The organism is Amycolatopsis alba DSM 44262, assembly GCF_000384215.1.
Classification (GTDB): Bacteria; Actinomycetota; Actinomycetes; order Mycobacteriales; family Pseudonocardiaceae; genus Amycolatopsis; species Amycolatopsis alba.
Genome location: NZ_KB913032.1, coordinates 3,708,450 through 3,725,800 on the forward strand (window position 1 = coordinate 3,708,450; position 17,351 = coordinate 3,725,800).

Annotated in this window: 12 protein-coding genes; 7 read left to right on the forward strand and 5 right to left on the reverse strand. The window is 70.4% G+C overall.

All coding sequences use genetic code 11. The features are described 5' to 3' along the window. Positions 1 to 9: 9 nt before the first annotated feature. From AMYAL_RS0117585 to AMYAL_RS0117605, 5 genes are read left to right on the forward strand one after another with little or no spacing between them, the layout of a single operon-like run. Positions 10 to 1,479 carry a TNT domain-containing protein gene (locus AMYAL_RS0117585; protein ID WP_020632621.1) on the forward strand — a complete coding sequence of 490 codons (1,470 nt, stop codon included), beginning with the start codon at positions 10 to 12 and terminating at the stop codon, positions 1,477 to 1,479. Then, positions 1,480 to 3,726, forward strand: coding sequence for an ADP-ribosylglycohydrolase family protein (locus AMYAL_RS0117590; protein ID WP_020632622.1), 2,247 nt, complete (start codon positions 1,480 to 1,482; stop codon positions 3,724 to 3,726). A gap of 16 nt (positions 3,727 to 3,742) precedes the next feature. Then, complete coding sequence (locus AMYAL_RS0117595) at positions 3,743 to 5,809, forward strand: YrhB domain-containing protein (RefSeq protein WP_026467181.1); 2,067 nt, start codon at positions 3,743 to 3,745, stop codon at positions 5,807 to 5,809. A gap of 4 nt (positions 5,810 to 5,813) precedes the next feature. Next, positions 5,814 to 6,971, forward strand: a complete 1,158-nt coding sequence (locus AMYAL_RS0117600) for an ADP-ribosylglycohydrolase family protein (protein WP_020632624.1) — start codon at positions 5,814 to 5,816, stop codon at positions 6,969 to 6,971. 40 nt (positions 6,972 to 7,011) lie between these two features. After that, the gene (locus AMYAL_RS0117605; protein ID WP_026467182.1) at positions 7,012 to 8,940 is read left to right on the forward strand and encodes a TNT domain-containing protein; all 1,929 of its coding nucleotides are present in this window, start codon (positions 7,012 to 7,014) and stop codon (positions 8,938 to 8,940) included. Here AMYAL_RS0117605 and AMYAL_RS0117610 read toward each other — a convergent pair whose 3' ends face one another. The 5 genes from AMYAL_RS0117610 to AMYAL_RS0117630 all read right to left on the reverse strand — a co-directional run bounded on the left by AMYAL_RS0117610 (position 8,941) and on the right by AMYAL_RS0117630 (position 14,434). Next, the gene (locus tag AMYAL_RS0117610; protein ID WP_020632626.1) at positions 8,941 to 9,927 is read right to left on the reverse strand and encodes an LLM class flavin-dependent oxidoreductase; all 987 of its coding nucleotides are present in this window, start codon (positions 9,925 to 9,927) and stop codon (positions 8,941 to 8,943) included. A 19-nt stretch (positions 9,928 to 9,946) separates the two neighbouring features. Then, on the reverse strand, positions 9,947 to 10,798 hold the full coding sequence (locus tag AMYAL_RS0117615) for a class I SAM-dependent methyltransferase (protein ID WP_020632627.1): 852 nt from the start codon (positions 10,796 to 10,798) through the stop codon (positions 9,947 to 9,949). A 16-nt stretch (positions 10,799 to 10,814) separates the two neighbouring features. Then, positions 10,815 to 12,122, reverse strand: a complete 1,308-nt coding sequence (locus AMYAL_RS0117620; RefSeq protein ID WP_020632628.1) for an ATP-binding protein — start codon at positions 12,120 to 12,122, stop codon at positions 10,815 to 10,817. Positions 12,123 to 12,201: 79 nt separating this feature from the next. Then, entirely contained in the window at positions 12,202 to 13,002 is an 801-nt protein-coding gene (locus tag AMYAL_RS45950) for a DUF4241 domain-containing protein (protein WP_020632629.1), read from the reverse strand. Between the two features lie 10 nt (positions 13,003 to 13,012). Then, positions 13,013 to 14,434: a CCA tRNA nucleotidyltransferase gene (locus AMYAL_RS0117630; RefSeq protein WP_020632630.1), complete on the reverse strand. Its 1,422-nt coding sequence runs from the start codon at positions 14,432 to 14,434 to the stop codon at positions 13,013 to 13,015. Between the two features lie 148 nt (positions 14,435 to 14,582). On the opposite strand from AMYAL_RS0117630, the gene AMYAL_RS0117635 reads away from it, so the two are divergent. Both AMYAL_RS0117635 and AMYAL_RS0117640 read left to right on the forward strand, forming a co-directional pair. After that, on the forward strand, positions 14,583 to 15,107 hold the full coding sequence (locus AMYAL_RS0117635) for an NUDIX hydrolase (protein ID WP_020632631.1): 525 nt from the start codon (positions 14,583 to 14,585) through the stop codon (positions 15,105 to 15,107). Then, on the forward strand, positions 15,104 to 17,260 hold the full coding sequence (locus AMYAL_RS0117640; RefSeq protein ID WP_020632632.1) for a DUF6049 family protein: 2,157 nt from the start codon (positions 15,104 to 15,106) through the stop codon (positions 17,258 to 17,260). Before AMYAL_RS0117635 ends, AMYAL_RS0117640 begins: the two co-directional genes overlap by 4 nt. Positions 17,261 to 17,351: the final 91 nt, after the last annotated feature.

Consider the following 17,351-nt stretch of genomic DNA (forward strand, 5'->3'; position numbering starts at 1 on the left):
ATGATTCACGTGGAACAACTCACTTCCGAACAACAGCGCGGGCTGCTGGTCCAGATCGGCAGGCTCATCCTGGCGGGGATCACCGACCCCGCCCACGCCGCGGCCGCCGATTTCCGGCAGGCCGGGGAGCACACCGAACTCGAGGGTCACAACGTCACGCCCGCCGCCGAGCTGAACGATCTCTTCGGCAGGCTTCGCACCGGCATGTACGTCATCGGCCGGGGCACCTGGTTGCAGTCGCGGTTCACCCTGAAGCCCGATGGCACCTTCGATTTCGACTTCACCCTCGACGACGAACCGGCGTGGACCGCGGCGCCGTCGGCGTCGGCGTACCCGGACGAGCTCGCCGCGTTCCCGCGCGAGGACGAGCACATCCCGGACTGGTGGCGGCTGCGCGCGCAGCTGCCGTTGCGCGTCGAGTTCCGGCACGCCCGGATCGTCGACGCGTACACCGAGGGCGAGCCGCCCGTGGTGGACAGACCGGAGCTCGACGAGTCCGAAGCGCCGCTGGTCGCGCAGTACCTGGAGCGTGAACCGGCGATCCTCTCCGGCAGTGGTCTCGGCAAGGACATCTTCGAGCCGGAGGCCGACGGCGACGTCCCGGAGAGCTATCACACCGACGGCACCTGGATCTGGCACGCGTCCGTCCCGCACTACCTGCGGAAGTACGGGATCCCGCCGGAGCCGGAGCTCGTCGAGCACATCCGCGGCCAGCGGTTCCAGCCGCCGTACGTCGAGCATCTCGTGCGGCGGACGGCGGAAGCCGATCTGCTCGGCAAGCCGAGACCGAAACCGGGCCGCTCCGACGTCAAGAAGACCGAAGGCGACATCGCCGCGGAGCTGGAGACGTCGCCGAATCCGTCGTTGACCGACGAAGAACTCCTGGTCGTACTGGTCAGCAGGCTCGGCGAGCACGCCGTCTGGCCGGAGGCGTACCGCATCGGGGACCGCTCGGACGGCTCCTGGTGCCTCAACTTCACCGAGAAGGGCTGGGAGGTCGCGGCCTACTCGGACGGCGCCCCGGTGTCGCCGAAGTACTTCGAGAAGCTCGAAGACGCCGCGCATCAGCTTCTCGGCGCTGTCCTGCTGCATCCGGCGAGGATGACCGCCGGGCACGAGACGCCGCTGGAGACCGCGAAGGAACTCGCCGACTGGCCGCTGCGCGCCGCACCGGGTGAGCCTCCCCTCACCTTGCTCCGCAACAAGCGCGTCAGCCGGATGGTCGCCGGTACGGTCGTACTGCGGTTCGGCGAGGAAACCGGCAATCTGGTTCACCACGGAGGGGTACGGTTCGCCACGACGTCCCTGCCGCTGGAACGGGAGCGTGTCGGTGGGACCTACCGGCTGCGACGCCCGCTCCACGTGATCATCGGTGTCACCGTCCCTTGGGCGAACATGCCCGGCGGGGCGGTGGCCTACGTGCTCCCGAGGACCATCGCCGAGCACGTGTCCGACGGCAGCCTGGAGAGGATCGAGTAGGTGGAATCGGCGGAAGCGGTAGCCAAGGTCGAAGAGTGGCTGCGCGCGGTCCACGGTCCGGACGTGTCCGAACCGGGCGGCGCCGGCCTGCGCGTGAACCTCGAAAAGGTCCTGCGCATCCCCGAGGGCTGGTCGGTCCCCTACAACACGATCGCCTTCCTCGACGAGGGTCATGCCGAGAAGGAGATCTTCCCGCCGCCGTCGGTCATCGTCCGCGAACCGGACGGCGAGCTGCGCCAGGCGCATCCGCAGCCCGGCGGGCTCAGTGTCCCGGTCGCGTTCCCCGGCCAGGAGGCCTGGCGCGAGGTCGTCGACCCCGAGTACGCGAAGGCAGGGCTCGGTGACCTCGGTGTCCCGCCGCCGGTCGTCGCGGGCTGGGTCAAGGTCAACGCGGAAGGCGTGCAGACCGGGGAAGAGCGGGAGAACCCCGAGTACCGGGCCGGTCCCGTCCGCCGGGGCTATCCGAAGCCGGAGAACAAACTCGAAACGCTGCTGTCGTTCGCCAGTGTCGGCTGGCTGACCAGGGAACAGCTGCTCATCGGGCTGCTGCGCTGCGAGGTCTACGTCCCGCTGGACCTGGCCTCCGGCAAGACGGAGCGGTTCTACTTCAACGAGGAACGCGCCGAGCTGCGGGTGTTCAGCTCGACCAGGAACCTCCCGTCCCGCGAACACGGGTACTGGAAGGTCGACATCGCCACCCTCGCCGGGTACGAGAGCCCGCCGAACCTCGTGATCAACGGCGGGCCCGCGACGTTCGAGGACGTCAGCGGCGCCGAACTCGCCGAGACCGCCCAGCGGTTCCCCCGCCGGGACACGTCCGTCGACGTCAACGAGCGCTGCCCGGAAGCGGATCCCGAGCTGGAGACCCTCGCCGCCGACACGGCCGCGAAGATGGGCCTGCCCGAACCGGTGAAGCCGCCGCTGGCCGCCGCCGAACGGGCCCGCCGCCGCGGCTTCGAACTGACCGCCGAGGAATGCCAGAAGACCGTTCTCGGCCAGTCGTGGCTGGCCCGGCTCAAGCGGCCGGAGCCGCCGCGCGGCCGTCCGAACGACCTGCGGGCGAACGGCCTGGCGCCTGCTTACGACAACGAGGGGCAGATCGAGCCCCGTCTGGACACCTTCGGCAAGTACTTCGACCGAGACCGCTCCAGCTCGCGCTACGGCTGGCAGCGCGTCTCCGGCGCCTTCGTGGGCTTCGCGCTTGGCGAGGCGCTCGGCGCGGCCGTCGACCGGATGCGGCTCGACGAGATCCACAACACCTTCGGCCCGGACGGCGTCACCGACCTGCCGGTCGCGTTCGACCTGCCCGGCCGGATCGGGCCGCTCACCCAGCGGCTGCTGTTCTACACCGAGGCCGTGATCCGCAGCCCGCATCGCGAGCAGCCGGAAAACCGCGACGCCGAACAGGCGCTCGGGACGGTCGCCCGCAACTCGCTGATGCGCTGGCTGCACACCCAGGGCGCGCCGCTGGACAACGCCGACGGCTGGCTCGTGAAGGTGCCGGAGCTCCGCGTCCGCCGCACCCCGGACGACGCCGAACTGAACGCCTACCACGCGCTGGCGACCGTCTCGCCGACAGCGATGCCGATGAGCGGGCCGGACGCGCTGGTCGCGGCCCTGCCGGCGGCGATGACCGCGGCTGGACCGGGGAGCGCGATGAGCGGCGGCGTCCGCCAGGCGGCGCGCGACCTCGTCTCGGTCACCCATCCCGGCGAGGTCGACGTCGAAGCGGCGACGTATCTGACCTGGCTGTTCGAGCCCGCGCTGACGTCGGAGGCGTTCAGCTACCCGGTCTGGAACATCTCCCGCGAGATCTTCAGCGACCAGAACCCGCACCAGCGGGGACCGGTCTGGGCGGATCTCAAGGCCATGGTCGCGGAATCGGTGCCGTTCTTCGGCAAGCACGGCCTGCCGGATCTGCGCGTCCCGGAGCTGATCGGCGACGGCAAGGGCACGCTTTCGGTGCTGGGCCGTGCGTTCGCGGCGCTGTCCGGCTTCGAGAACTACCCGGAGCAGGCGCTGCTGCGGGCGGTCAACCACTCGGGCCGCAGCGCGATCACCGGCGCCATCGCCGGTGCGCTGCTCGGTGCCCGCACCGGCATCCCCGGTCTGCCGCAGAAGTGGGTCGACCAGCTGGAACTGCGCTACCTGGTGGAGAACATCGCCACGGACGCGTTCTGGCATTTCGACCGCCATTCGGCGCTGCACGAGGTCGACGGCTGGGACCGGCGATATCCGCGCTGGTGAATCTGAAATGGGGACGATGAACGAAGAGGAAGCCGTCAGCCGCGTCGAAGAGTGGCTGACGGGCAGGGGCGGTGAGGGGACCGGCGCGCTGCGGATCCGCCGCGAGTACGTCTCGCGCGCGACCGACGGCTGGAACGTCACGTACAACACCGTCGGCTGGATCGACGGGACCGACCCCGGCGCCGGCCTGTTCCCCAGCCCGGTCGCCTTCGTCCCGGACGACGGCGGCGAGATCCGGCTCGACCTGGAACTGATGGCGGTCTCCGCGGCGGGTGGCGACAGTGCCGCCGACGACACGTTCACCCGGTGGGCCGAGGTCGTCGATCCCGAATTCGATCCGGCCGCGGTCCCCGGACTGCCCGTGCCGAAGGCGGCGATCCTGCGCTGGGAGCAGTACACGCTCTTCGGCGAGCCGACCGGCGCGGTCCGCGCGAACCCGGATCACCGGCCCGGACCGCGGTTCTCCGGCCGCGCGGCACCGGAAAGCGACGTCGAGACGCTGCTGGGCTACCTCCGCGTCGAGTGGATCACGCCGGAGGAGTTCGTCCACTGGATGCTGGATCTCGACGTGCTGGCCCCGGCGAAGGACGGCCACCTGCAGGTCCGCGACTTCGGTGACGCGGGCTTGCGATACGTCGTCTACACCTCCGAGGCGAAGATCCCGTCGGAGTACACGCTGTGGCAGCGGACCCAGCCCCGCGTCCTCCTGCGGCGCGCCAACGACACCCCCGGTGTCGGCCTGCTGGTCAACCCCGGCCGTGCGGAGACCTTCCACATCTACCCGGAGACGCTGCGGCAGGTCGCCGATCTCGGCCTCCCCGCGGGTACCGAACGCCCGGAGTCCGTCGGGCGCCCCGCGTATTTCAGCGAGGAATACGGAGACGCCCTCAAACCCCTTCAGGAGGAGTACGGCCAGGATCTCGGCTCGGCCGTCGCGAACCTGGCGGATCTCGTCGGCCAGGCCAGGGACAACGGCTACACCTTGAGCACCGGCGAACTCGTCCGCTACACCCGTGGCGCGACGCTGTCGTTCAAGCGTTCCCGCGCGAAGTACGACGGCCGTCCGCTGCCGGAGCTGCCCGAAGACCTCTTCGCCGCCGGCCTGGTGACGCACTTCTACGACGACGGCGAGCCGCGCCCGGCCGCCTGGACGTTCGGGAAGTTCTACAACCCGACGCTCCCCGTCGGAAGCTTCGCGTACCCGCGGCTTCTCGGCGCGTACGTCGGCTTCGCGCTCGGAGACGCGCTCGGCTCGGGCGCGGATCCCGCCGACGGCCTGCCGCTGGGCGGGCTGACCCGGCAGCTGCTGTTCCACACCGAGTCGGTGATCCGCGGCCTGGAGTCGTCTCCGGACAAACCCGAGATCCCGGCATCGCTGCCCGCCGGCGGCAGGCCGGACGGCTGGGTCGCCAAGGCCACCGCGTCCGCCGGGCCGCCCCCCGCGGAGTTCTCGGCCATGCTGGCGACCGCGCTCGCCGCGACGGTGACCGGCGGGGCGGACGGTCTTGCCGACAGCACCTTCTACGCGATGAAGGTGGTCCGCGAGCTGGTCGGTTCCGCGGCGGGCCACGAGGTCGTCCACGGCGCCGAGCTGCTGGTGAACCTGTTCCGCTCGCAACTGGCCGCCCGGAACGGCCAACCGGCGGTCGCGAAGTTCCTCGCGGACTTCGACGAGTACAGCGGCGAGGTCGGCGACCTGGTCAAAACCGTGCTCGACCTCCGGAACGACATCGACGGCGACGACGTCGAACAGTTCGACAGCATCGGGGACGGCCGGACACCGCTTTCGGTACTGGGCAGGGCGCTGTTCGCCGCCGCCAAACGAGGCCACGACGCCGAGGCCGCGCTGACGCTGGCGGCCCGCGGCGGCCAGGTGACAGCGGCGCTGACCGGGGCGATGGTCGGGGCGAGGCTCACCGTGCCCGGTCTGCCGGAGTCCTGGCTGGCCGCGTATTCCGACCTCGGTGTCGTCGACGCCATGGCGGGCGACGCCTACTACTACTTCACCAGGTTCGGGGTGACCCGCGAACCCGAGGAGTCGCGACGCTGGGACGCGAACCGGTATCCACGAGGAGATCAGTAGAGAAATGCGTGAGTGGCTTCAGCATCCGGCGACCAGGTCGCGGCTGCGCGGCAGCCTGTTCGCCGGAGCGATCGGCGACGCGCTCGGCGCGAAGACCGAGTTCGACTCGATCGACCGCATCCGGGAGATCGCCGGACCCGCCGGGATCACCGACCTCATCCCCGCGTACGGCGGGGTCGGGCGGATCACCGACGACACCCAGATGACGCTGTTCACCCTGGAAGGCCTGATCAGGGCCCATGCCGCCGCCAGGCGGGAGCAAGGGACCTTTACTACCGGTACTACCGGCCGAAGGCAGCAGGGGACCTTTGCTACCGCTGCTACCGCTGAACAGTCGCTCCAGCTGGCGTACCAGCGGTGGCTGCACACCCAGGGCGTCTCGTGGGAGCGGGCACGCGGCCCGCAGGACACGAGCACGGAACCGGACGGCTGGCTGATCACGAACCGCGAGCTGTTCAGCCGTCGCGCGCCCGGCCTCACCTGCTTCAGCGAGCTGGAGGCGTACGGCAAGACAGGGGTGCGCGCTGGCATGGACAAGCCGGTGAACAACTCGAAGGGCTGCGGCGGGGTCATGCGCGCGGCACCGGTCGCGCTGTGGTCGGACGACCTCGCCGAAGTGTTCCGGCTCGGCGCCGAGAGCGCGGCGCTGACCCACGGTCACCCGAGCGGGTATCTCTCGTCGGGTGCGTTCGCGGTGATCGTGCGTGAGCTGCTGACCGGGCAACCGCTGCTCGACGCCGTCGCGACGGCCCGTGTCGAACTCGAGAAGTACCAGGGGCACGAGGAGCAGAGCGTCGCACTCGACCAGGCACTCGCCTTGGCGCGGGAGGGCACGCCGACGCCGGAAAAGCTCGAAACCCTCGGACAGGGGAACGTCGGCGAAACCGCGCTCTCCATGTCGGTCTACGTCGCGCTGGCCACCAGCGACCCGAACACCGCGCTGCTCGCCTCGGTGAACCACAGCGGTGACAGCGACTCGACGGGATCGGTCTGCGGAAACCTCGTCGGCGCCATGTACGGCGAGGAAGAGCTCGACACGGACTGGCTCGTGAAGCTGGAACTGTCCGAGGTCATCGGGGGGCTGGCGGACGACGCGCTCGCGGAGTTCGGCGGGAGCGCCCCGGATGACGACCGGTGGTACGTCCGCTATCCGGCCCACTAGATTGACCTCCGGTTTGGGGATCTTGGGGAGGGGACACGAAGTGCGCTATCGGGTTCAAGCGGCGGAGCGGCCGGATGGCCTGTACGCCATGTGGGGGGAAACCGTCTTCGCGGCCCAGCGGTCGACCGAAGACGGCACGTTGCTGCTCATCGCGCCGCCGGGGGAAGCGGCGCCCGAGGGGTTCGACCGCGACTGGAACGGGCGGCCCGCCCGCGTGGTGCTGAACGGCGAGGTCGGTGCGACCTTCAGCCTGCAGTCGCACGGCCGGTTCGACGACGAGCATTTCCAGATCGCGCCGCATACCGGCGGCGGCGACCTGACCTTGCGCTGGGCGGGCGAGGACGCGGCCCGTGCAGCCGAACTGGGCCTCACGGATTTCTCGACCACGGCCGCGCCGTCGCGGCTGACGGCGTTGTGGCAGACCAGGCACGACTTCGTCGAGACGCCGGAAGCCCGGCCCGAGCTCGGCGCGGGCGATCAGCCTCCGCTGCTCCGCGCCATCGGCCGGACCCTGCTGCGGGTGCTGCCGCCGGGCTGGCAGCGGGTCGGCGCCCAGTTCCGGCAGGTCGGCGACTACGCCGAACTCGAGGTCCGTTCGGTCGGCGACGAGGGCAACGGCCCGGTGTCGGTGTCCCTCGCGGCCCCTCCGGAGCTCAGCACGCTGTTCGCGCGGCTGCGCGCGGCGATGCACCAGCCCGAGACAGGCACCTGGTTCCAGGGCACCTTCACGCTGGACGCGGAATCGCATTTCGACTTCGACTTCGACGCCGACCAGGAACCGACCTGGCGGCTCGCGCCGAACGAGGGCGGGAAGCCGTCGCCGCGCGCGTACGCGACCGAACTCGCGATCTTCCCTCGCGGCAAGGAGCACATCCCGGCCTGGCTCTCGGCCAAGGCCGGGCTGCCGCTGGACGTGGTGTTCCGGCACGCGAAGGCCGCCGACGCGCACAACGAGGGCGAACGACCGGTCGTCAACCGGCCGCCGGTGCCGCCGGACCAGGTCCGCGGCGTACTGGACTACCTCTTCCGCTCGCCGGTGGCGTTGTCCCGGCAGGGTCCGCAGCCCGACATCTTCACCCCGAACGGCCCGCCGGACGTGCCGAACGCCTTCCACACCGACGGCGTCTGGATCTGGCCCGCGGCCGTCCCGCACTACCTGCGGAAGTACGGGGTGCCGCCGGAACCGGAGCTGGTCGAGCACATCCGGGCCGCCGGATTCCGGCCGCCGCTGGTCGGTGAGCTGGTGCGGGCGACCGCCGAAGCGGAGATCGTCGGCAAACCGCGGCCGCCGCAGACCGCCGCCGACCTGCCGGACGAAAGCGTCCGCACCCGCGTCGAACGCGACGGCGAACCGGGCCGCGACATCCGGGCCGTCGAGGTACTGGACGTCCTGTACCAGCGGCTGGCCGAACACGGCGTCGCGCCGACGTCCTACCGGATCGGCGCGAACGCGGTACCGGAGCCGGGACTCTGGACGCTGCGCCGCGCCGAGAACGGCTGGGAGGTGTCGCGTCCGCCGACGGACGAGCCGGTGGCGTTCGCGAAACTCGAAGAGGCGGCGCGGTTCTTCCTCGGCACCCTGCTGCTGTACCCGGCACGGGCCGCGGTGGGCGCGAGCGAGGAGGCCGACAACCCGGCCGACTGGCCGATCCTGCCGCTCCGGGGCGAGCCGCCGCTGAACTTCTTCCGCCGCAAGCGGATCGTCGTCCTGCCGGCGGGCACCACGGTGCAGCGGTTCGGGAACGAGACCGGCAACCTCGTGCACGCCGAACCGGCACGGTTCGTCGAGACGTCGCTGGCCGCGGACCGCGAACGGGAACACCGCCTGTACCGCGTCCTGCGGCCGCTGCGCGTGGTCACCGGCATCACCGCGCCGTGGAACGGGACACCGGGCGGGGCCGTGGCCTACGTGCTGCCCCGGCCGATCGCCCAGCATCTCGAAACCGGCGCTCTGTCGCGCGTCCAGTAGTCAGAAGGACTTCGCGACCAGTTCGTAGGACCGGGCCCGCGCCGCGGCGTCGTACACCGGTGCCGTCAGCATCAGCTCGTCGGCGCCGGTGGCCGCGGCGAGGTTCCGAAGCGACGTGACCGCCTTTTCCGGCCCGCCGTGCGCCTGCGCGGCGGTGAACTGCGCGATCGGCTCCGTCGACTCCGGGGTGAACTCGTGCGCGGCCGCCGCCTCCATGGTCGGGAAGGCGAGGTCGCCGCCCTCGCCCTTGAGCAGGTACGACTTGATCACCGCGCACGGCCCGGCGATGTACGCGGCTTCGGCGTCGGTGTCCGCGCAGATGGTCTCGACGCAGAGGATCACGTACGGCTCTTCGCGCCACCGTGACGGCTTGAAGTCCTCGCGGTAAGCGTCCAGCACCTCGGCCGTGCACTGCGGCCGGATGTGGTGCGCGACCGCGATCGGCAAGCCGAGCCCGGCGGCGAGCCGGGCACCGGCCGCGCTCGAACACAGCAGCCACGGCTCCGGCGTCGGCACCTCGCCGGGCAGCACCCGGATGCCGGTCTCGCCTGCCAGATGCCGCAGCAACTCGGCGACGTCGGCGCCGTACTCGGCGTCCGTCGCCGGGTCCGCGCCGCGTCGCAGCGCGCGGACGATCTTCTCGTCGAAGGTCCCTGGACCTCGCCCGACGCCGAGGTCGATCCGGCCGGGATGCAGCGCCGAAAGCGTCGCGAACTGCTCGGCGATCGCGAGCGGGGCGTGGTTCGGCGCCATCACCCCGCCCGAGCCGATCCGGATCGACGACGTCACCGCGGCCAGATGCGCGGCCAGCACCGGCGGCGAAGACGTCGCGATGGCGGGCGAGCCGTGATGCTCCGCGATCCAGACGCGGTGGTACCCCAGTTCCTCCAGTTTCCCGGCGACGACGACCGTCGACGCGAGTACTTCGGTGGCCGCGCGCCCGTCCTCTACGACGGCGAGTTCGAGCGCGGAAAGCAAGATCCCCATGACCCCAACGTAGCCAAACTCAGGAGGCGGTGATGAGCACTGCGGGAGACCACCAGTAGTCCGCCAGCGGCTCGATCCGGATGCCGGTGAAACCCGCTTCCTTGAGCTGCGAGGCCCAATCGGTGGCGGGCTGCTCCCAGTTCGTCCGGTCCGCCCCCGGTTTGACCAGGCCGAGCAGGATCGGCAGCAGGAACCCCTGAGCGACCAGCGACGCCTCCTTGCCGTACTCCGAGATACCGCGTTCGTAGCGTGTGACCAGCGAGTGCACGTACTCGACGGAGTCTTCGTCGTATTCGGGCACGTCGAATTCGGCGAGCACCAGGCAGGACGTGCGGGGCCGGAGCGCCCGCAGGACCTCGGTGCGCTCGGCGGTCGGGATCGACTGGAGCGCGAAGGTCGACTGCGTCAGCTGCCACTGCTTGTCGTCTTCGCGGGCGAGGAACTCCTGCGCGGTGGCCTGCCAGGTGTGCAGACCATGGGTGCCGTCGAGGTGTTTGCGTGTTTCCGCGAGCAGCGCGCTCGACGGCTCGACCAGGTCGATCCGGCCCGGCTGCCGGTCCGCCTGTTCGAGGGCGGGGACGACGGCGAGCCCGTCGCCACAGCCGAGGTCGAGCAGGGAACCGACGCTGCCGTACCGGCGGGCGAGCATCGCGCTGAGCTGCCGGTAGAGCTTCACGTTCCCGCCGCCGCGGATGAACGCGGTGAACGCGGCGGGCTGGTCGTAGACACCTCCGCCGCCGCCTTCGGTCAGGTATCGATGCAGTTCGAGGCCGAGCGTGGATCCGGCACGTTCGGCGAGGTCCGCTGCCTTGGCCTGGTCACCGTCGCGGTACGCGGTGAGCGCTTTGACCAGGACGTCCGTTTTCTTCATGTTCTCCTGTTTACCGTCAGAAGGGCACCCAGAGGGTGACTCTGGTGCCATTGCCCGGAGCCGACTCCACCCTGGCCGTCCCGCCGACCTCGTTCAGCCGGGCGGTGATGGACTCGCTGATCCCGAAACCGGCAGGCCGGGAGTCGAGGCTGAACCCGGCGCCGTGATCGCGGGTGATCACCGCGACGCCGCCTTCCTGCTCCTCGACGCGCACGACGACCTTGTCCGTCCCGGCGTGCTTGAGCGTGTTGCGCAGGGACTCGCGGACGGCGTCGCGGATGGCGATCTGCCGGACCTCGGAGAGGGTGTCGTCGTCGAGTTCGGCGATCACGAGCTGGGCGCGCAGACCATCGCGCGCCATCTCCGTCGCCAGCGACGCGAGCTTCTCGCCCAGCGGCCGGGACCCGGCCTCGGACCGTTCCGAAGCCTCGTTCTCGATCGTCCGCCGCAGTTCCATCGACTGCGCCCGCGCCAGCCGCTGCACCTCGGCGAGCCGCTCGGCGGGGTCGCCTTTGGGGGCCAGCGCGATCGCTTCGAGGGTCTGCAGCACGGAGTCGTGCAGCATCCGGTGCTGGCGGGCGCGTTCGGCGATCCGGCCGTTGCGGATGCCGTACGCGAGGGCGAGCCGGGTGCCGAGGCCGATCAGGACGAGGGCACCGCTCGCGGTGAACAGGACGCCGAGGATCGCCGGGAAGGTGGCCATCGCGTCGCCGGGCGCGGCGTGGCCGGTGCCGAACAGGGACGCGAGCATCCGCACCGGGAAGCTGACGAGGGCCAGCGCAGCGGCGGCGGGCATGCCCAGCGCCAGTGCCAGCAGCGCGACCTCACCGAGCAGGTGTTTCCCCGGTACCGCCATCGCCTCGGTGAACACCGAAGCGGGCACCAGCGCGCCGACGGCCAGCGGCGCGAGCAGCGTGAACGCGAGGTCGATGGCCAGCAACCGGACGGCGTGCTGCGGGCGGAACGGCGCCGAGCGCAGCATCCACCGGATCCCGTACAGCGAGAGCGCGACAGACCCGAGAGTCACCAGCCCGACCGGGCCGATCCCGACCATGCCGTGGGTGGAGACGTAGACGCCGAAGGTGCCCGGCACCGCGAAGAGCCGGTACACCAACGGGACGAGAGCGACGTAACGGGCGGCCCGGAGCAGGAGGTTGTCACGATAGGCCGTGTCGACCGGACCGGACATCTGCTGGATCCGCCGGAGCGCCCGCATCGGTGTCGGATCGCCGACCTCGTCGGACAGCTCGCTCGTCGCCGTGGCCAGCGCGGGCGCGCCACGACGCAGCAGCGTCACCAGAAAACTGGACGGCCGCTTCGCCATGGAATTTCCCCCTGCTCGGAGCACCGGCTGGAGTATCTCGGGTTACGCCACATGGATCCAGAGACCAACGGGGTTTATCTCAGCTGATGACGTGGAAATCCGTGACGAAACGGGCGACTTGCCCGTTCGCCGCGTAGCCGATCCAGGTCGGGTAGCTGCCGTCACCCCAGCCGGAACTGAAAGCGGCCACGTTCAGGCCGCTGACCGGGTCGCGGACGAGCGCCGCCTCCGGACCGTCGAGCGCCTTCATCAACGGGCCTTCCAGATCCTCGCCGACCAGACGGCACAACGCCGGGACCGCGTCCGCGTCGACGAAGGCGCCGAGCCCGGCATCGACGCCGTACCCGTAGAACTCGTTCGGCCCCAGTTTCGCCGGATCTTCGCCTTTGACCAGCGCGAGTTCCCACCGGACAGCAGGCTCCTGCCGGATCGTCAGCCGGGCCGCGGCGACCCGTCGATGCCCGGAACCCGCGAACCGGACCTCCGCCACGGAAACCGGGTACTCACCCGGCGGCACCCGGACGAGGAAGGGCACCGGCGGCTCGGTGACGTCGTTGACGGTGGTCGGATCGCCGCCGAGCAGCCGTCCGGTCGGCAGGTCGAGGGCACCGAGCTCGACGACCTCCACGACCGCGGCTTCCCCGCCTGCCTTGACCTCTCGACCCGTCCGGAAGAGTTCGTCGAATCCGTCGCGCCTCAGCGGCGGCGCGGGCTCGGACGGCTGCGCGAAGGCGGCCTGCCGGATCGGCGGCGCGTCGCACGAGGCCTTCGACGGCGCCGGCGCGGCGACCGGACGGCCGGAGAACACGGCGATCCCGGCACAGGTCGCGACCAGGGCCGCCACCACCAGTGCGATGGCGATCTTCGCTCTTGCCCCCATGAGCGGAACGCTAGCCGCCGATGCCGTTCTCGGCGGCCCACTTCTTCAACTCGGCCACCGCGTCGTCGTGCTCCAGCGGACCGCGGTCGAGCCGCAGCTCCTTGAGGTACTTCCACGCCTTGCCGACGTCCGGCCCCGGCTTGAGCCCGAGGATCCGCATGATCTCCTCGCCGTTGAGGTCTGGCCGCACCCGGTCGAGGTCCTCCTGCGCCTGGATCGTCTCGATCCGCCGCTCGAGGTCGTCGTAGGTCGCCTGCAGCGCGGCCGCCTTCTTGCGGTTGCGCGTGGTGCAGTCGGCGCGCACCAGTTTGTGCAGCCGGGGCAGCAGGTCACCGGCGTCGGTGACGTAACGCCGCACCGCCGAATCCGTCCATTCGCCCTTGCCGTACCCGTGGAACCGCAGGTGCAGGAACACGAGCTGGCTGACGTCCTGGACGATCTCCTTCGAGAACTTCAGGGCACGCAAACGCTTGCGTGCCATCTTCGCGCCGACCACCTCGTGGTGGTGGAAGCTCACCCCGCCACCGGACTGGAACTCGCGCGTCGCGGGCTTGCCGACGTCGTGCAGCAGCGCCGCGAGCCGCAGGATCAGATCCGGCTCGGAGGTCGGTTCGTGCGAGGACTCCAGGTCGATCGCCTGCGCGAGCACGGTCAGCGAGTGCTGGTAGACGTCCTTGTGCTGGTGGTGCTCGTCGATCGCCAGCCGCATGCCGGGCACCTCGGGCAGCACCCGGTCGGCGAGGCGGGTGTCGACCAGCAGCTCGATACCGGGCCGGGGGTCGGCAGCCAGCAGCAGCTTCGACAGCTCGGCCTGGACGCGCTCGGCGGTGATCCGGTCGATCTCCTCGGCCATCGACGTCATCGCGTCGATCACCCGCGGCGCGGCGGTGAACCCGAGCTGCGCGGAGAACCGCGCGGCCCGCAGCATGCGCAGCGGGTCGTCGGCGAAGGACTCCTGCGGGGTCGCGGGCGTGTCGAGCACCTGGTCCTGCAGCGCCTGGAGCCCGTCGTACGGGTCGACGAAAGTCTGGTTCGCGAGGTCGATGGCCATCGCGTTGACGGTGAAGTCGCGGCGGAGCAGATCGCCTTCGATGCTGTCGCCGAAGGTGACCTCGGGGTTGCGGCCGACGCGGTCGTAGCTGTCGGCGCGGAACGTGGTGATCTCCAGGGTCATGCCCTGCTTCGTCACGCCGACCGTGCCGAACGCGATGCCGACGTCCCACACCGCGTCGCCCCAGGCGCTGACGATCTTGAGCACCTGGTCCGGCCGGGCGTCGGTGGTGAAGTCGAGGTCGCTCGACAGCCTGTCGAGCATCATGTCCCGGACGCTGCCGCCGACCAGGTACAGCCGGTATCCCGCCTTCGCGAAGAGCTTCGCGAGCTCGTCCGCGAGCGGGGAGATGCGCATCAGCTCCGTCACAGCGTTCTGCATCGCAGTGCTCTTCCCCGCAATCGCCTGCCCGGCGACCACCTTGTTCACGACAATCCCACCACGATTTGGATGTACTTACTACGACCCGGCCCAACACGGGCACGGTGAGCCAGCGTACCCGTACCGCCGTTTGCTCTAGCATCGCAGCATGTCTGGATCAGCCGGCCGCTCCGGCGCTTCGAAGCCGGGCCGCCGGCGGAGGCGCAGGCGGGGAAGGCGGCTGACCACCGTCGACGAAACCTCGGCCGGTGGTCTCGTCGTCGACCCGGAACGGGCGCACGCCGCGCTGATCGGGCGGCTCGACCGGCACGGCAGACTGCTGTGGTCGCTGCCGAAGGGCCACATCGAGGACGGTGAGACGGTGGAGCAGACCGCGATGCGCGAGGTGAAGGAAGAGACCGGCATCTCCGCGCAGGTCCTGCAGCCCCTCGGCACCATCGACTACTGGTTCGTGGCCGAACGGCGACGGGTGCACAAGACGGTGCACCATTTCATCCTGGAATCCACCGGCGGCGAGCTTTCGGACGAAGATGTCGAGGTGACCGAGGTCGCCTGGGTACCGCTGGCCGATCTGGAGACCACCCTCGCCTACTCCGACGAGCGCAAGCTGGTCCGGAAGGCCAAAGAACTCTTCGCGCAGCAACAGCACACCGCCGAGGGAGCACCTGAGTGAAGCGGCTTGCCGCCACTGTCCTGTCGATCCTGTTCCTCGCCCTCCCCGCGTTGTTCGGCGCGGTCGCGCAGGCGCAGGAGCAGCCCCGGCTGCGCGTGGACCTCGACCTGCTGAACCCCCGCGTGATCACCACGACCTCGACCACGCTCACCGTCACCGGCCGGGTCACCAACATCGGCGACCGGCCGATCAGGAAGCTGAGCCTCCGGCTGCAGCAGGGCACCCGGCTGCAGAACGAGCAGCAGATCGGCGACGTCCTCGCCGGCGGCAAGTTCAAGGACCAGTCGGCGACCGAGTTCGTCGACCTCGCGCCGGACGCGCTGGAAGCCGGGCAGAGCGCGGCGTTGAACCTGGTCGTCCCGCTCGGCCAGTCTTCGAAGCTTCAGTTCTCGAAGCCCGGCGTGTACCCGCTGCTGGTCAACGTCAACGGCACCCCGGAGTTCGGCGGCCCGGAACGGCTCGCGGCGGTCAGCCTGCTGATGCCGGTGCTCGGCCTGCCAGGCAAGACCCCCGCGACACGGCCGTCGGCGCCGCCGTCGGCGAGCCTGCTGTGGCCGATCGCGAACAGCACCGTGCACGTCGTCTCGTCCCCGCTCGGCGGCCCGCTGACCCTGTCCGACGAGCGGCTGGCGGACGAGCTGTCCCCCGGCGGGCGGCTGGACTCACTGGTCGCGGCGGCGCGCGCGGCCGAGGCCGACACGAAGGTCTCGTCGTCGTTGTGCCTGGCCATCGACCCCGACCTGGTCGCAACCGTGGACGGGATGTCCCGCGGCTACCAGGTCGTCACCGGCGGCGGACCCGCCCCCGGCAAGGGTGTCGACACCGCGAAGAACTGGCTCGGCCAGCTGAAGGCGCTGGTCGCGGGCCGGTGCGTGGTCACCCTCCCGTTCGCCGACGCCGACCTCACCGCGCTGACGAAGGTCCGCGCAGGTGACGCCACCGACACCGCGCTCCTGTCGAGCGCGATCGGCGGCGCGGCGACGATCAAGAACCTGCTCGGCATCCAGCCGCAGGACGGGGTGCTCTGGCCCGGTGGCGTCCTCGACTCGCAGACCGCCGAAGCGATCAGCAAGGCGGGCGTCAAGACCGTGCTGACCGATTCGGGCAGGCTCCAGTCCGATTCGCCGCTTTCGAGCGGGGTCACGATCGAAGGAACGGGTCTCCGCGCGCAGCCGATCGACACGCTGATCTCGTCCGCGCTGAACGGCTCGGGAGGCACCCAGAACGGGCTCGGCGCGATCGCCTTCCGGGCGGGCCTCGGCGGGCAGCCCGAAGGTCAGGAGCGCTCGCGGCTGCTGATCGCGCCACCGCGGCACTGGACCGCGACGGGCCCCGAACTCACCACGTTCCTGGAGCGGATGGGCGACTTCTACGCCGCCGGTCTCGTCAAGTCGACATCGCTTTCCGATCTGCTCGGCGAAGGCCCGTCCGGGACGGCGTCGGTCAACTACAACCCGCAGGATCTGACGGCCGCGACCAGCGGCGACGTCACCGCGAAGATGTCCCAGATCGACAACGAGACGCTGGGCCTGTCGTCGGCGATGACGATGGACTCCACCAAACGAGTGAATCCGGCCGACGTGATCGCCCCGGTCCGGCTCGCCCTCATCCGGGCGGCTTCGACCACCTGGCGCGGCGCGGACGCGAACGTCGCCACCGGGAACGCCCGCGGTGATCTCGACGCGATCCGCAGCCAGGTGACCGTGGAGCGGCCGAAGCAGACGATCGCGCTGGCTTCCGGCGCTTCGCCGCTGCCGGTGTTCATCACCAACAGCCTGCCGGTCGGCGTCTCCGTCCAGGTCGCCCTGAAGAACAACGTCGGCCTACGACCGACCGACGAAACCCAGCTGCAGGCGCAGATGGTCCCGGCCAACAGCGCCCGCAACCGGCTGCTCCCGGTCGAGGCGCTGCGGGCGGGCCGGTTCAGCGTCGACGTGGCGCTGACCACGCCCGACGGGACCCCGCTCGGCTCCGCCGCGCGGTTCGAGCTGACCTCCACGGAATACGGCGCGATCACCATCATCATCACCGTCACCGCGGCGGGCGCGTTGCTGCTGCTCTCGTCCCGCCGGATCTACCGGAGGATCAAGGACTCGCGGGCCGATCGGACGAACGAAAGCACCCCACGTGTGACCGAGGACGCACAGGTTTAAGTGTTTCCGGGCGTTGCCGATTACCCTGGGTCGAACGATGCCGCCGGGCATCACGTAGTCGAGCACCGAGGATTGGGCGCACGTTGGAAAG

Bases quoted from the DNA above. Each gene is read 5' to 3' on its own strand.
- AMYAL_RS0117600 (WP_020632624.1), top strand. From the start codon at position 5,814: ATGCGTGAGTGGCTTCAGCATCCGGCGACCAGGTCGCGGCTGCGCGGC.
- AMYAL_RS45950 (WP_020632629.1), bottom strand. From the start codon at position 13,002: ATGGGGGCAAGAGCGAAGATCGCCATCGCACTGGTGGTGGCGGCCCTG.
- AMYAL_RS0117635 (WP_020632631.1), top strand. From the start codon at position 14,583: ATGTCTGGATCAGCCGGCCGCTCCGGCGCTTCGAAGCCGGGCCGCCGG.
- AMYAL_RS0117595 (WP_026467181.1), top strand. From the start codon at position 3,743: ATGAACGAAGAGGAAGCCGTCAGCCGCGTCGAAGAGTGGCTGACGGGC.
- AMYAL_RS0117630 (WP_020632630.1), bottom strand. From the start codon at position 14,434: ATGCAGAACGCTGTGACGGAGCTGATGCGCATCTCCCCGCTCGCGGAC.
- AMYAL_RS0117610 (WP_020632626.1), bottom strand. From the start codon at position 9,927: ATGGGGATCTTGCTTTCCGCGCTCGAACTCGCCGTCGTAGAGGACGGG.
- AMYAL_RS0117615 (WP_020632627.1), bottom strand. From the start codon at position 10,798: ATGAAGAAAACGGACGTCCTGGTCAAAGCGCTCACCGCGTACCGCGAC.
- AMYAL_RS0117620 (WP_020632628.1), bottom strand. From the start codon at position 12,122: ATGGCGAAGCGGCCGTCCAGTTTTCTGGTGACGCTGCTGCGTCGTGGC.